The 14540-nt window shown below is 68.3% G+C and carries 12 protein-coding genes and 1 tRNA gene; all 13 read right to left on the bottom strand.

Going from position 1 to position 14540, the window contains the following annotated elements; translation table 11 throughout:
* Window positions 1–179 precede the first annotated feature (179 nt).
* Window positions 180–1286, bottom strand: coding sequence for an NAD(P)/FAD-dependent oxidoreductase (locus tag AC13GA_RS05880; RefSeq protein ID WP_478475115.1), 1107 nt, complete (start codon window positions 1284–1286; stop codon window positions 180–182).
* Between the two features lie 136 nt (window positions 1287–1422).
* Window positions 1423–1498 (bottom strand) — tRNA-Gly (locus AC13GA_RS05875).
* A 155-nt stretch (window positions 1499–1653) separates the two neighbouring features.
* Window positions 1654–2280: a CDP-diacylglycerol--glycerol-3-phosphate 3-phosphatidyltransferase gene (gene pgsA / locus AC13GA_RS05870; RefSeq protein WP_004152330.1), complete on the bottom strand. Its 627-nt coding sequence runs from the start codon at window positions 2278–2280 to the stop codon at window positions 1654–1656.
* A gap of 18 nt (window positions 2281–2298) precedes the next feature.
* Window positions 2299–4143 carry an excinuclease ABC subunit UvrC gene (uvrC, locus tag AC13GA_RS05865; RefSeq protein ID WP_046984501.1) on the bottom strand — a complete coding sequence of 615 codons (1845 nt, stop codon included), beginning with the start codon at window positions 4141–4143 and terminating at the stop codon, window positions 2299–2301.
* Window positions 4140–5552, bottom strand: a complete 1413-nt coding sequence (locus tag AC13GA_RS05860; protein WP_482997689.1) for a hypothetical protein — start codon at window positions 5550–5552, stop codon at window positions 4140–4142. Before AC13GA_RS05860 ends, uvrC begins: the two co-directional genes overlap by 4 nt.
* Window positions 5549–6037, bottom strand: coding sequence for a low molecular weight protein-tyrosine-phosphatase (locus tag AC13GA_RS05855; RefSeq protein ID WP_136638763.1), 489 nt, complete (start codon window positions 6035–6037; stop codon window positions 5549–5551). Before AC13GA_RS05855 ends, AC13GA_RS05860 begins: the two co-directional genes overlap by 4 nt.
* A complete protein-coding gene (gene kdsB, locus AC13GA_RS05850) occupies window positions 6034–6807 on the bottom strand; it encodes a 3-deoxy-manno-octulosonate cytidylyltransferase (protein ID WP_482997688.1) in 774 nt (257 codons plus the stop codon). Before kdsB ends, AC13GA_RS05855 begins: the two co-directional genes overlap by 4 nt.
* A 75-nt stretch (window positions 6808–6882) precedes the next feature.
* Complete coding sequence (gene lpxK, locus AC13GA_RS05845) at window positions 6883–7902, bottom strand: tetraacyldisaccharide 4'-kinase (protein ID WP_482997687.1); 1020 nt, start codon at window positions 7900–7902, stop codon at window positions 6883–6885.
* A complete protein-coding gene (gene msbA / locus AC13GA_RS05840) occupies window positions 7902–9650 on the bottom strand; it encodes a lipid A export permease/ATP-binding protein MsbA (protein ID WP_136638765.1) in 1749 nt (582 codons plus the stop codon). The genes lpxK and msbA overlap by 1 nt, the downstream gene beginning before the upstream one ends.
* The gene (locus AC13GA_RS05835; protein ID WP_046984507.1) at window positions 9647–10069 is read right to left on the bottom strand and encodes an ExbD/TolR family protein; all 423 of its coding nucleotides are present in this window, start codon (window positions 10067–10069) and stop codon (window positions 9647–9649) included. The genes msbA and AC13GA_RS05835 overlap by 4 nt, the downstream gene beginning before the upstream one ends.
* A 3-nt stretch (window positions 10070–10072) precedes the next feature.
* A complete protein-coding gene (locus tag AC13GA_RS05830; RefSeq protein WP_046984508.1) occupies window positions 10073–10735 on the bottom strand; it encodes a MotA/TolQ/ExbB proton channel family protein in 663 nt (220 codons plus the stop codon).
* 3 nt (window positions 10736–10738) lie between these two features.
* Window positions 10739–13138, bottom strand: coding sequence for a DNA internalization-related competence protein ComEC/Rec2 (locus AC13GA_RS05825; protein WP_482997686.1), 2400 nt, complete (start codon window positions 13136–13138; stop codon window positions 10739–10741).
* A gap of 58 nt (window positions 13139–13196) precedes the next feature.
* Window positions 13197–14540: a sensor histidine kinase gene (locus tag AC13GA_RS05820; RefSeq protein WP_136638767.1), complete on the bottom strand. Its 1344-nt coding sequence runs from the start codon at window positions 14538–14540 to the stop codon at window positions 13197–13199.

Raw genomic sequence — 14540 nt, 5'->3', positions numbered from 1 at the left:
GAGACTCGAACTCGCGACCTCAACCTTGGCAAGGTTGCGCTCTACCAACTGAGCTATTCCCGCAGATTCCGTTCGACCTGCGTCGAAGGAGCGTTATTGTGTCGGGATTGCTGCACGGCGTCAACAGGAATTTTCACGTGACGTGAGGGGCAGCGTTCAGGCGTCCCCGCCTGCTCCCTTCACGTGCGCAGGCCGCGGCGATGGAAGTAGATCTGCTCGGCGATGCGCCGCGTGGCGGCCGTGTGCAGCAAGGCATTGAGCGGCCAGTCGGCCTGCAGGTGGTCCATCCCCCAGCGCAGCAGGCGCTTGCCATGGAATGCCGGCGCCACCTGCTGGGCCACCCGTTCCGCTTCCGGCCCTTGGCCACGCAGATGGCGGGCAATCGCCTCGCCGACCGCCCAGCCATGCCGCCACGATGAGTGGATGCCGCCGGCGGACAACGGCGAGACGATGCCTGCGGCGTCGCCGGTCAGGATCAGGCGAGGGCCGGTGATCGGCCCATCCGGCCGACCACACGGCACCAGCCCAGCGCGGGTGGCCGAAGGACGCGCGGAAGGCGGAATGCCGACCACATCGCGCACATGCTCAAGGAAGCCATCGATATCAGGTGGCCGCACCTGATTCGGGTCATGGCGCAGCGCCAGGCCGACCTGCAGCCCGGTCGGGTTCTGTGCGACCCAGCCGATGTAGCCCGGTGCAAAGCGCTTGCTGACGAAGCAATGCAGTGCATCGCCCTGCGGTAGCTGCAGGCCGGCGAACTCACGTTCGACGCCATGGAGATTGTCGCGCACGTGGCCGAGGCCGGTGCGCTGGGCCACGCGCGAACGCGCACCATCGGCGCCGACCAGATAGGCGCATCGCCCTGCCCCTTCCACCTGCCAGCCATCACCGCTGCGATGGGCGTCGGTGAAGGAGTGCTGCAGGCGCAGGTCGACACCATTGGCCGTCAGTTCGCTGGCCAGCCAGCGCATCAGGCTCGGCGTATCGGTGGTGAGGAAGTAGTAGCCCGGTGCGGCCAGCAGCACGCTGCGCAGGTTCGGCGCATACAGGCGCACATTCGCGACGCGTTGCACCAGGTGTTCGGGCATGCGCCCCAGCCAGGTCTGCTCCATCGCTTCCTTCACCACGATGCCGGTGGTGTGCAGGCGCTCGCCGGGATCGGCTTTGCGTTCGAGCACGCAGACGCGCAAGCCGTACTGGGCGGCGGCCAACGCACAGGCGGCACCGGCGAAACTGGCGCCGACAATGATCACATCGTGGTCGTAGGCGGAGGATTGATGAGGCATCGCGGCGTCACCCTGGGAAAGAAGGCCGCAGCATCGAACCTTCGCGTGGTGCGGCGATGGGGTGGCGGTGAAGTGGGGATGAAGCGCGTTGGAGGCAAACGAAAAACGCCCCCTTTCGGGAGCGTTTTCCTGAATCTGGAGCGGGAAACGAGACTCGAACTCGCGACCTCAACCTTGGCAAGGTTGCGCTCTACCAACTGAGCTATTCCCGCTTGGGAGGCGAAATTCTACCTATTCCAAGGATGGCGTCAAGCGCTTTTTTCGGAGATCTGCGATGCGCCTGACATTGCGTATCCACGCCATGCGTGGATAGGCGCATCGATGGGGTCAGTGCCCTTTCCTGCGGAAAGGGATCCGACCCCGGGGCTCAGTTGCCCAGCTTCTTCTGCCGCGCCCGCTCGCGCGCAGCGCGCTCGTCATCGCGCAGGCTCGGCCAGGCGGCATGCAGGTACTGCAGGCCCGACCACAGGGTCAGCACCGCGGCAATCGCCAGGGTCCAGTCGCCGATGTGGAACACCGGCCAGCCCATCCAGATGTCCTGCACCGGCACGTTCGGCGCCACCGAATACAGCAGGCACAACAGTGCGACCATCTGCGCAGTGGTCTTGACCTTGCCGATCATCGCCACGCGCACCTTGGCGCGCTGGCCCAGCTCGGCCATCCACTCGCGCAGCGCCGACACCGCAATCTCGCGGCCGACGATGACCGCCGCCCAGAACGCCATCCACGGCGTCGGGTGGCCCTGCACGATCAGGAACAGCGCCACTGCCACCATCAGCTTGTCCGCGACCGGGTCGAGGAAGGCGCCGAAGGCCGACTCCAGCTGGTAACGGCGTGCGATCCAGCCATCGAGCCAGTCGGTGATCGCGGCCAGGCCGAAGATCGCCGCCGAAGCGAAGTTGGTCCAGGTGTAGGGCAGGTAGAACACCAGCACCAGCACCGGGATCATCACGATCCGCAACAAGGTCAGCCAGGTGGGCAGGGTCAACTTCATGCTTGCGTGCTTCTCTCTCTACTCGGCCGGATCAGGCGTGGCCAACCCGTGCAGGTTAGCGTAGATACGTGCCGCGAGGGCGTCATTGATGCCTTCCACCTTGGCGATTTCCGCTTCACCAGCGGCTTTCAGGCCTACAAGACCACCGAAATGCTTGAGCAGGCTGGCACGGCGGCGCGGGCCGATACCGGGAATGTCCTCCAGCTTGCTGGTCATCCGTGCCTTCTGGCGGCGGCCGCGGTGCCCGGTGATGGCGAAGCGGTGGGCCTCGTCGCGCACCTGCTGGATGAACTGCAGCGCCGGGTTGGCCGCGCCAGGACGCAGCTCGCGGCCATCGGGCATCACCAGCGCTTCGTGGCCGGCACGGCGCTCCACGCCCTTGGCCACGCCCACCAGCAGCACGCCTTCCACGCCGAGGTCGGCCAGCGCGGCCTGCGCCTGCGCAAGCTGGCCGGCACCACCATCGATCAGCAGCACGTCCGGCAGCACGCCCTGCTCTTCCACTGCACGGCGGAAGCGGCGGTCGATGGCCTGGCGCATGGCGGCGTAATCGTCGCCCGGCTCGATGCCGCTGATGTTGAAGCGGCGGTACTGCGCGCGCACCGGGCCTGCCGCGTCGAACACCACGCACGACGCCACGGTGGCCTCGCCCAGCGTATGGCTGATGTCGAAGCATTCGACCCGCTTGACCGGCTCTGCCAGACCCAGCATGTCGCGCAAGGCATCGCTGCGCGCGTGTTGTGCGTTGCGGCTGTTGAGTTCAGTGGCCAGGGTCAGCTGCGCGTTGCGGCTGGCCAGCTCCACATAGCCGGCACGCTCGCCACGCACGTTCCACTTCAGCTGCACCTTGCGCTCGGCCGAGGCCGACAGCGCGGCGACCAGCAGGTCGGCGTCGGGAATCTCGCGGTCCAGCAGGATCTCGCGCGGTGGTTCGAATTCGATGTAGTACTGCGAGACAAACGCGGCCAGCACTTCTTCCGGGCTTTCTTCGCCATTGGTGCGCGGGAAGAACGGGCGGGTGCCGAGATTACGACCATCACGGAAGGCCAGCAGCAGCACGCAGGCCTGCGAGCCCTGCATGGCCACGGCCAGCACGTCCAGGTCGGCGGCACGGCCATCCACATACTGGCGGGTCTGCATGCTGCGCAGCGAGGAAATCAGGTCGCGCAGGCGCGCGGCCTGCTCGAACTCCAGCGCCTCGCTGGCGGCCTGCATCTGTTCGCCCAGTTCGCGGGTCAGCTCGTCGCTCTTGCCTTCCAGGAACAGCGCGGCGCGACGCACCGATTCGGCGTACTCCGGCGCCGGCACCAGCTCCACGCAGGGCGCGCTGCAGCGGCCGATCTGGTACTGCAGGCACGGCCGCGAGCGGTTGCGGAACACGCTGTCCTCGCAGCTGCGCAGCTTGAACAGCTTATGCATCAGGTTCAGCGTTTCGCGTACTGCGGTAACGCCGGGGTACGGCCCGAAGTAGCGACCGGGAATGGCACGCGGCCCACGATGCAGCGCGATGCGCGGCCAGTCCTCGCGGGTCAGCAGCACATGCGGATAGGTCTTGTCGTCGCGCAACGAGACGTTGTAACGCGGCGACAGTGATTTGATCAGCTGGTTTTCCAGCAGCAACGCCTCGGCTTCCGAGCGCGTCACGGTCACGTCCATGCGCGTGATCTGCGAGATCATCGACATGATCCGCGCGTTCTTCGGGCTGCCGTTGAAGTAGCTGCCGACACGGTTGCGCAGCGCGCGCGCCTTGCCGACGTACAACAGGGTGTCGTCGGCAGCGTACATGCGGTACACGCCGGGGGCGGTGCTGAGCTGGGCCGCGAAGGCCTTGCCGTCGAAGACCGGAGCGGATACGTCGGTCATTCGCTGATCGGGACTTCGCTGAGCACGCCGCTGTCGGGGTCGAAACGCAGCACGGCGTGGGCATCGGTCTCGGCGATCCACACCGCGCCCGCACCGGCTGCCAGACCGGCCGGACCATGCAGGCGGCGCGGCAGCGGCTGGGTGGTCAGTTCACCACCGCCGAGGCGCAGGGTGCGCAGGCGGCCGTTGCCCGTATCCGCGATCCACAGCAGCGGCGCATCCGGGCTCAGTGCCATCGCCTGCGGAAACTGCAGGCTGGCCTGGGTGCGTGGGCCGTCCTCATTGCCGAAGCGCCAGTGCCCCTGCCCGACCAGCGTCTGCACCAGGTCGCCACGCAGCTGCAGCGCACGGATCGAGGAACCCAACGCGTCGGCCACGTACAGCACCTGCTGCACCACGGCCAGTGCGGTGGGCTGGGCAAAGGCAGCCAGGTGACCGCTACCATCGCGTTCGTCGATGGAACCGCTGCCGGCGCGCCACTGCAGGCTGCGCTGGCCCAGGTGGTAGCTCCAGATGCGGTTGTCGCCGGCCATGGCGATGTGCAGCTGGTTGTCGGCGATGGCCAGGCCGACCGGATGATCCAGCGACACCTGCCTGGCCTGTGCGACCGGACCTTCCACCGGCGCACCGGGACGGCCGTTGCCGCACAGGGTATCGACGATCCCGGTCAACAGGTTGATGCGGCGCACGGCATGGTTGCCGGTGTCGGCGACGTACAGCGAATCGCGCTCCAGCACCAGCGCCTGGGGGCGGTGGAACGCGGCTTCGGCAAGGTTGCCGTCCATGAAATCGGCGGTGCCCAGTCCGAACTGGCGCAGGATGCGGCCACCGTGGCTGCATTCGAGGATGCGGTGATGGCCGCTGTCGGCGATGTACAGGCGTTCGGTGCTGACCGCCAGGCCGAGCGGGAAGCGCAGCGCGTGGCGCGGCTCCGGATGCAGTTCGCTGCCACCGCGCGGCGGCGCCGATGGCGCGCCCTCGCACAGTGCATTCAAGGCACGCTCCAGTTCACCCGGCGCGCCCTGCCCGACCAGCCGTTGTTGTTCGCGCCCCTGCGCATCCAGCAGCACCATGGTCGGCCAGGCGGTGACACCAAAGCGGCGCCAGCCATCCCAGTCGGCATCAAGCAGCACCGGCATCGTCAGCCCCTGGCGGCGCAGCAGCTTCAGTGCGGCACCGGCCTCGCGTTCGAAATCGAAGCGAGGCACCTGCAGCACCAGCGGTTGCAGCTTGCCGGGGTGGCGCGACAGCCATTGACCGAACTCGGCCAGGCGTTGCGCGCTCCAGGCGGAGGCGGCGTTGACGAACAACAGCGCCACTGGCCGACCACGCAGTTCGGTCAGGGTGCAGGGAGTGGCATTGAGCCAGGTGGCGAACTCGGGCAGGTCCGGGACGGGCTGGACGTTCATGGCCCGATTATGCCGGAGTCGGCGTCATGCAACAGTCGTGCCACGGCACGTTTTGCAGCATCGTCGACCAGTGTCCAGACCTGTTCGAAGTGATCGTTGCCGCCGGTGTAGGGGTCCGGGATCGCGACCCGGCCCTCTCCGCCGGACCACGGCAGGTACAGCGCCAGGCGTTCGCGCTGGGCGGGTGTGGCCAGGCGACCTGCATCGCGCAGGTTGGCTTCGTCGGCGCACAGAATCCAGTCGAAGCGGTCGAAATCCACGGCCTGCAGCTGGCGCGCACGCAGGCTGCCAATGCCCACGCCGTGCCCGGCCGCGCAGGCGATCGCGCGCCGGTCGGGCGGCTCACCCACGTGCCAGTCGCCGGTGCCCGCCGAATCAACCTGCACCCGCCCCGCCAGCGGCGAGGCCTCCAGGCGTGCGCGCAGCGCACCTTCGGCCATCGGCGAACGGCAGATGTTGCCGAGGCAGACGACCAGCAGCTTCATCGTGCGGCCATTGCCTGCAGCAGCACTTCGGCGCGCTCCAGGTCTTCCGGGGTGTCGATGCCGGGCGGGAACGGTTCCGGCGAGATCGCCACGCTGATCGGATAGCCAGCTTCCAGCACGCGCAACTGCTCCAGTGACTCGACCTGCTCCAGCCGGCCCGGCGGCATCGCGGCAAACTGCTGTAGGAAACCGGCACGGTAGCCGTAGATGCCGATGTGGCGCAGCCAGGCATGGCCCTCCGGCAACGTGTCCCGGCTGCGCGCGAAACCATCGCGGTGCCAGGCGATCGGTGCGCGGCTGAAGTACATCGCCTCGTTGCGCACGTTGCGTACCAGCTTGACCACATTGGGGTCGAACAGGGTGTGCGCGTCTTCAACAGTGGTCGCCAGGGTCGACATCGGCGCATTGCCACCGACCAGTGCCTCGGCCACCGCACGGATGCCGGCCGCGGGTGCGAACGGCTCATCGCCCTGCAGATTGACCACAACGGTGTCGTCGGTCCAGCCGGCAATGCGCGCGCATTCGGCCAGGCGGTCGGTGCCGGACGCATGCGAGGCGGCGGTCATCGCCACCTTCACTTCGGCCAGGCCGGACAGTGCGTCGGCGATGCGTTGATCGTCGGTGGCGACCCAGACCTCGCCGGCACCGGCCTGCAGCGCGCGGCGCGCCACATGCAGCACCAGCGGCTCACCGCCCAGCAGGCGCAGCGGCTTGCCCGGCAGCCGCGAGGCGGCATAGCGGGCCGGAATGGCGACGACGAATTCGGTCATGCGGGCGGTACTCGGCAGGCTCGTTACAACGGGAATGCGGCCGGCGGCGCGTGAATGCAAGCGCCGCTGCGCCACTCAGTTCGGTCGCAGCTTGTCCAGGCGGTCGGTCAGCGCCACCCAGAACGCGGCAGGCAGCTCGGCACGCAGCGGAACCGCGTAGTGCCAATCATTGCCAAACGCACGGCATTTCACCGCGTCCTTCTCGGTCATCAGCACCGGCAGCTGGCTGCCGAAGGACAGGTCCTGCGGCTGGTAGGCCTGATGATCGGCGAAGGCATGCGGCACCACGCCGATGCCACGCGCGCGCAGCATGTCGAAGAAGCGCTGCGGATGCGCGATGCCGGCCACGGCGTGCACGCGCTGGCCCTTGAAGTACGCCAGCGGGCGCGCACGGCCACCGGCTAGTGGCTGCGCGCTGTCGATGTACAGCGCCATCGGCCATTGGCCGAAGCCACAGGCCTGCGTCGCGGTCTCTTCGTCGGCCTGGCCCAGATTCACTACACGGAAGTCGCATTCGCTGGCACGGCTGACCGGTTCGCGCAGCGGCCCGGCCGGGATCATCCGGCCATTGCCGTAGCGGCGCTGGGCATCGACTACTTCAATCTCGATGTCGCGCGCCAGCCGATAGTGCTGCAGGCCGTCGTCGCAGACGATCACGTCGCAACCGGCTTCGATCAGGGCCTTGCCTGCGGCCACACGGTCACGGTCCACCCGCACCGGCACGCCGGTCTTCCAGGCGATCAGCACCGGCTCGTCACCGCCCTTGGCGGTCGGCGTGTCGGCCTGTACCCACAGCGGCTTGTCGGCGTCTTCGCGGCCGTAGCCACGGCTGGCCACGCCCGGCTTCCAGCCAGCGGCTCGCAGGCGCTCCACCAGCGCGATGGTCAGCGGCGTCTTGCCGGTGCCACCGGCGGTGATGTTGCCTACCACGATGACCGGCACCGGCAGCGTGTAGCGCTTGCGCCAGCCGCGCCGGTAGGCACGCCGGCGCAACGCGGTGACACCGGCGTACAGCGGCGCCAGCAGGCGCATCGCCCACGGAACCGGGCTGCCGTCGTACCAGTACGGCGGGGTCTGGGTACCCTTGCCGGCCATCAGTCCTGCCTTTCGCGGAACTGCATGCTGTGCAGATGCTGGTACAGGCCGCCCATGGTCAGAAGCTCCTTGTGGGTGCCACGCTCGACGATGCGGCCGTGGTCCATCACCAGCACCTGGTCGGCATGCTCGATGGTCGACAGGCGGTGCGCGATGACCAGCGTGGTGCGCTCGGGCATCAGGCGCTGCAGCGCGTCCTGCACCAGGCGCTCGGATTCATTGTCGAGCGCGGCGGTGGCTTCGTCGAGGATCAGGATCGGCGCATCGCGCAGGATCGCGCGGGCGATCGCCAGGCGCTGGCGCTGACCACCGGACAACAGCGCGCCATTCTCGCCGACCGGGGTCTGCAGCTGCTGCGGCATGCGCGCGATGAACTCCCACGCATTGGCCGCTTCGGCCGCCGCACGGATCTGTTCGTCGGTCGCGTCCATGCCATAGGCGATGTTGGCGCCGATGGTGTCGTCGAACAGCATGACCTTCTGCCCGACCATTGCCACCTGGCGGCGCAGGTCGGCCAACGGATAGTCGTCCAGCGCCACACCATCCAGCGTGATGCGCCCGCCGCTGGGCTCGTAGAAGCGCGGCACCAGCCGGATCAGGCTGGTCTTGCCACTGCCGGAGCGTCCGACGATGGCGGTGACCGTGCCCGGCTTGGCGACGAAGCTGATGTCATCCAGGGCAATGCCACTGTCTTCGCGGTAGCGCAGCATGACGTGCTCGAAGGCCAGTTCGCCGCGTACGCGCTGCGCTGCATTGCGGCCTTCGTCGCGCTCGACCGGCATGTCGAGGATGTCGAACAGGCGCTCGGCAGCGGACACGCCACGGGAAATCGAGGACTGCACGCTGGTCAACCGGCGCAGCGACGGAATGATCGCGGTCATCGAGATCATCAGGCCCATGAACTGGCCGGCGTTCAGGCGCCCCGCCAAGGCTTCACGGGTCGACACCCAGACGATCACCGCCAGGGCCAGCGCAGCCAGGAACTGGACCACGCTGGAGGCACCGGCACGGGTGATTTCCACCTTCATGTTCAGTGCCAGCATGCGGTTGGCCAGGCGCGAGTAACGCGACATCTCATGCTGCTGGGTGCCGTGCACCTTCACTTCCTGCTGCGCGGCCAGCGACTGCTCGGCGGTCTGCGCCATCGTACCCATGCCGTCCTGGATGCCGCGGCTGATACGGCGGTAGCGCTTGCCGACGTAGGACACGATCACGCCGATCATCGGCACCACCACCAGCATCGCCACGGTGACCTTGACGCTCATCTGCAGCATCACTGCCAGCATGGCGATGATGGTCAGGGTATCTGCCACCACGGTCTTGAGCGCATCGGCGCTGGCCTGGGTGACCTGCTCGGTGTCGAAATTCAGGCGACTGACCATCACCGGCGTCGATTCGGTATCGAAATGCGAGGACGGCAGGTGCAGGTACTTGGCCAGCACCTGCTCACGCAGGTCGCGCACCACGCTGCGGCCGGTCTTGGCCAGCGCGTAGTCGCTGACCCAGGTGGCGGCGCTGCGCATCAGGAACAGGCCGAGGATGGTCAGCGGCAGGATCACCGCCATTCTGGGCTCGGGATTGACGAAGCCACGATTGACCAGCGGCTCCATCAGCTTGGTGAAGTGGTAGCCGGCCACCGACTCCACCACCATGGCGATGACGGCGGCAACCATCAGGCCCCAGTAGGCGCGGGTATACCCCAACAGACGTTTGTAGATCGGCCACACCGGCGCGTGTTTGGAACTCATGGACGCACCTCGGGTGCTGTTGCAATGGCAATACGGCGGAAACCGAGCTGACCCAGCGCATCCTGCGCGGTCACCACGGCCTGGTAGGGAGTGCGTGCGTCGGCGCGTAACAGCACCGGCTGCGTGCGGTCGCTGCCGGCCACGGCGGCGATGGTCTGCTTGACCGACTCGACGTCGCTGCGCAGCACTTCCTGGTCATTGATGAAATAGCGGCCTTCGGCGTTGATCAACACGCTGAGCGAGCGCGGCGGTTCGTTGCTGGGCTGATCGCTGGCGGTCGGCAGCTGCACCTGCAGCGTCGAGCGCGCATCGAAGGTGGTGGTGACCACGAAGAAGATGATCAGCACCAGGATGACGTCGATCAGCGGCACCAGGTCGATATGCGGCTCATCCTGGGATCGGTCGTTGCCGATACGCATCGATCAGGCCTTTGCCGTGGCAGCATTGGCTGGACGTGCGGCCGGGGCCGGGTTCAACACCCCGGGACGGCCGTCGAGCGTATCCAGCAGCGCGCTGGCTTCCTGCTCCATCTCCACCACATAGCCGTGGATGCGGCCCTTGAAGTAGCGGTGGAACATCAGTGCCGGAATGGCCACGATCATGCCGGTGGCGGTGCACACCAGCGCCTTGCCGATGCCACCGGCCAGCTGGTTCACATCACCCACGCCGTGGTCGAGGATGCCCAGGAACATCTGGATCATGCCGATCACCGTGCCCAGCAGGCCCAGCAACGGGCCGGCCGAAGCAATGGTGCCCAGCGCGTTGAGGAAGCGTTCCATGCGGTGCACCAGGTGGCGGCCGGTGTCTTCGATGCGTTCACGGATCTGGTCACGCGGCCGGTTGCGCGCTTCCAGCGCAGCGGCCAGCAGCGCGCCCAGCGGCGAGTTGCTGCGCAGGGTCTGCAGGTGGGCCGGGTCGAGCTTGCCGCGTGCCGCCCAGTTGCGCACTTCCTGGCCGAGGCCGGGCGGCAGCACTTCAGTACGCCGCAGGGACCAGAAACGCTCCAGGATGATCGCCAAAGCCAGTACGCCCAACAGCAGCAGCGGCACCATCGGCCAGCCACCGGCCTTGACCAGTTCCCACACGTTTCAACCCTCCGGCCCAGCGGCCGCTTGTTCAATCGGCGATAGGATAGCAGCCGACCGCGCCCGCCCAGCGGCATCCCACCACCGGGATGCGTGGATACGCTGTTCACGCAGCTGCAGCCCTTGTGCGCCAAGCCATACGCGGATTGCACCGGAATCGGCCGTGGCCAGCACTTCGGCCCCCTGCGCCTGCCAGCGCCGGACCACGTCCGGGCGGGGATGGCCGAAGCGGTTCTGGTGGCCGGCCGAAACCAGCGCCAGCCGTGGTGCTACCGCGGCCACCCACGGGCCGCTGGAGCTGCCGCCGCTGCCATGGTGCGGCACCAGCACCACGTCCGCCTTCAGTGCCGTTGGGGACGCCTGCAGCAGCGCCTGCTCGGCCGGCTGACCGATATCGCCGGCCAGCAGCACCACGCCATGGCGGCTGGCGATGCGCAGCACGCAGCTGTCCTCGTTCTCGGCGTGGCGGCTGCCGGGCGCCGGGTGCAGCACCTGGAAATCGACCCCGTCCCACTGCCAGCGCAGCCCCTGCTGGCACGGCCGGGTACCGGCGATGGCGCTGCCCGGTGGCGCCAGCAGCTGCAGCCCCGGCAGCTGGCGACGCAGGCTGGGCAGGCTGCCGGTGTGGTCGAGGTGATCGTGGCTGAGCATCACCTGCTGCGGCGGCGCCTGCCCCAGCGCGCGCAGGGCCGGGACCAGGATCCGCTCGTTGCCATCGCCGCCGGTCGGCGGCCCGACGTCGTACCAGAGTGCGTGCCGCGCGGTGCGCAGCAGCACCGCCGTGCCCTGGCCAACATCGTGCACCAGCAGTTCCAGCTCCCCTTCCGCCGGTGTCTCACGTGCCGGCCACAGCAGCGGCAGGCATAACAGCAGGCCGGCCAGGCCGCCGCCGTTCCCGCGAGGCAGCAGCCACCAGAACACCCCCAGCAACGCTGCGGGTACCGCCCAGCGCGGCGCCTCGGCCAGCCACCACATCGCCTGCGGATGCAGGGCCAGCGGCTGCAGGGCCTGCCAGCTGAGCTCGAACAGCCCAGCAGCGGCGCGCCATGCCCAGCGCCCCGCCCCGTCGTGCAGCGCATGCAGCCCGGTCCCCAGCAGCGACAGCGGCACTACCAGCAGCGTCCACCAGGGGATGATCGGCAGGTTGACCAGCGGGCCCAAGCGGGCAGTGCCGCCAAACAGCGCCACGCACAATGGCAGCAGGCCGAGGCTGGCCACCCCCTGGGCGGACAGGAATCCGCGCAGGCCACCACCGACGCCCTCCGGCCCGCTGCGGGGCAGGCACCACAGCAGCCACAGCACGCCACCGAAGCTGAGCCAGAAACCGGCGGCCAGCACCGACAGCGGTGCCGGCAGCAACATCACCACGGCAGCCAGTGCCAACCCCTGCCCCGCGCCGACCGGACGACGCCCGGCGCGAGCCAACGCAACCACGCCGATCATCAGCGCGGCGCGCACCGTGGGCAACGCGCCGCCGGCGACCACCGCGTAGATTACCGCCGCCAATGCGGCGCCCCACGCGGCCGCCTGCGGCCGTGGCCAGCGGCGGGCCAACCATGGGCACAGCCACCACAGCCCCCGGCACAACATCACGCCAAAGCCGGCAACCACACCGACATGGAATCCGGAGATGGCGACCAGATGGGTCAGGCCCAGAGCGCGCAGGTGTTCCCAGTCGGTATCGGACAAGCCGCGGGTATCGCCCAGTGCCAGCGCCTGTACGAAGCGAGCGGCAGGACGGGGCACCTGGGTGGCGATGGCAGCACTGCTGCGCTCGCGCCAGGCCGGCAGGCCGTGCGCGGGTCGCCGCTCACGCGCACTCGCCGGATCGCGCACCGTACCGGTGCCGGATGTACCCCGCAGCAATGCATGGCGCTCGCCGTCAAAGCCTCCAGGATTGATCCGCGAACGCGGTGCCCGCACCCGCAGCGACAGCTCCCAGTGCGCGCCAGCTTGAACCGCATGGCGCCCACCATCGGTACCGCTCGCAGGCGGTCCACGCCATGGATCGTTCCAGGTGATCTGCAGGCGCTTGCCACGCAACGAGGGCAGCGCATCGGCCTCGTCGACCTTCAACACGAAACGGGTATAGCCGGGGCCACTGTGTGGAAGATCAACCACTCGGCCAAGGACCTGCACGCCCTGCGCCGGCCCTCCGGGTGGAAGCTGGTCCTGCAGGACCCAGTGTCCGTGCAATGCCGCCCACGACAGGCCGAACAGTGCAGCCGCCCAGGCGCGGCCGCGCCAAGGCACGATCCAGCCTGTGGCGCTGGCAATGGCCAACGGCATGCACAGCCACAGCGGCGGCAGCACCGGCAGCTGCACGCAGGCCAGCGCACCCAGCACCAGACCGGCGGCACAACCACTGCCAAACAGCGGTGGGGCGGATCGTTCGGCGACCATCACCCCAGCCTGGCGCCGGGGCAGCAGCTTGCCTATCGGGTTTTAGCCCGTATTGGCGTCAGCGGCGGACGCTACCGCGATGGAAATTGACACGGAAACTGGCGCCACCACCGGCCGCCTCGCCGACGCTGACCGATCCGCCATGGTGCTGCACGATCTCCTTGACCAGATGCAGGCCCAGGCCACTACCACTGCCGGCCGCACGCAGCCGATGGAACGGCTCGAAGATCGCCTCGCGGTCACCGACCGGAATGCCGGCGCCCTGGTCACTGACTTCCAGCAGGCCGCGCGCGTCCAGCCGTACGCAGATGGTTCCGCGCCCGCCACCATGGACGATGGCGTTGTGGACCAGGTTGGCGATCACCCGCCCCAGCGCAAGGCTGTCGCCGTGGATCCACACCGGCACTTCCGGCGCATCCACTTCAAAGCCATAGCCGGCGCCGACCACCAACGGCGCAAGATCCGCGGCCGCTTCGCGTACCAGCAGCGCCAGGTCCAGCTGCTGCAGTGCGCCGACATTGCGATCGAGCCGCTGCAGGTCGAGCAGATGCTCGGCGACGTTGCCGAGGCGGGCGACATCGGTCAACAGCTGCGACTTCAACTCGCCCTGCGGCAGCTGCGACAGCCGCGCCTGCACCACTGCGATCGGCACGCGCAGTTCGTGCGCGGCATCGGCGAGGAACTTGTCACGCGCGGCATACCCCTGCTGCACCTTGTCGATTGCGTCGTTGAAGGCTTCCACCAGCGGTGCGACCTCGGTCGACACCAGCTGCGCATCCAGACGCGCACCCGGCTGGCCGATATCCAGCTCCTTGGCCTGCTGCGCGGAGCGGCGCACCCCGCGCATCGCGCGGTGGATCACCGTCGGCATCACCAGCAGCGTGACCACGATCAACGGCAGGAAGAACCACAGGCCGATCAGGCGCAGCACCATCAGCGCGCCATCCAGCAGGCCGCCCTTCGGCGCGCCACCGACCATCACCGTGATGCGGCGACCATCTTCCTTGCGGATCATCACCCGCGCCACGTCCAGGTACGGCGGCACCAGCGAGCCGAGCTCGGTGGCACCCAGTGTCGGCAGACGCGCAAGCAGCGGTGCGTGGATCGCAGGGATCGTGCCGCGCTCCAGCCACACGCCCTTGTCATCGACGGCCGCGAACCACAGGTTACCGCCTGCCTCCGCGTCCAGCCTGCGCCAGCGCGCTTCGTCCAGGACTAAATGGCCGCCGTCGCTGTGCACCGCCTTGGCGACCGCCTCGGCCATGAACATGTCCATGCCCCAGGTGTCCTTGTCGCCCCAGGTCAGGATCAGCGCGACCACCGCGAACAGCACGGTGAAGGCCTGCGCGAGGAACAGGCGCCAGGCCAGACCCAGCGTGATGGAACGGATCGGACGCGCCAT

The organism is Stenotrophomonas sp. 22DLJC03, assembly GCF_056861405.1.
Note: the sequence above shows the minus strand (reverse complement) of the source record. Positions and strands in the feature narration are given on the sequence as shown.

Coding starts and splice junctions, on each gene's coding strand:
- kdsB (WP_482997688.1), bottom strand. CDS start 6,807: ATGACCGAATTCGTCGTCGCCATTCCGGCCCGCTATGCCGCCTCGCGG.
- uvrC (WP_046984501.1), bottom strand. CDS start 4,143: ATGACCGACGTATCCGCTCCGGTCTTCGACGGCAAGGCCTTCGCGGCC.
- pgsA (WP_004152330.1), bottom strand. CDS start 2,280: ATGAAGTTGACCCTGCCCACCTGGCTGACCTTGTTGCGGATCGTGATG.
- AC13GA_RS05880 (WP_478475115.1), bottom strand. CDS start 1,286: ATGCCTCATCAATCCTCCGCCTACGACCACGATGTGATCATTGTCGGC.
- msbA (WP_136638765.1), bottom strand. CDS start 9,650: ATGAGTTCCAAACACGCGCCGGTGTGGCCGATCTACAAACGTCTGTTG.
- AC13GA_RS05825 (WP_482997686.1), bottom strand. CDS start 13,138: ATGGTCGCCGAACGATCCGCCCCACCGCTGTTTGGCAGTGGTTGTGCC.
- lpxK (WP_482997687.1), bottom strand. CDS start 7,902: ATGGCCGGCAAGGGTACCCAGACCCCGCCGTACTGGTACGACGGCAGC.
- AC13GA_RS05855 (WP_136638763.1), bottom strand. CDS start 6,037: ATGAAGCTGCTGGTCGTCTGCCTCGGCAACATCTGCCGTTCGCCGATG.
- AC13GA_RS05835 (WP_046984507.1), bottom strand. CDS start 10,069: ATGCGTATCGGCAACGACCGATCCCAGGATGAGCCGCATATCGACCTG.
- AC13GA_RS05820 (WP_136638767.1), bottom strand. CDS start 14,540: ATGGCGCGTCCGATCCGTTCCATCACGCTGGGTCTGGCCTGGCGCCTG.
- AC13GA_RS05860 (WP_482997689.1), bottom strand. CDS start 5,552: ATGAACGTCCAGCCCGTCCCGGACCTGCCCGAGTTCGCCACCTGGCTC.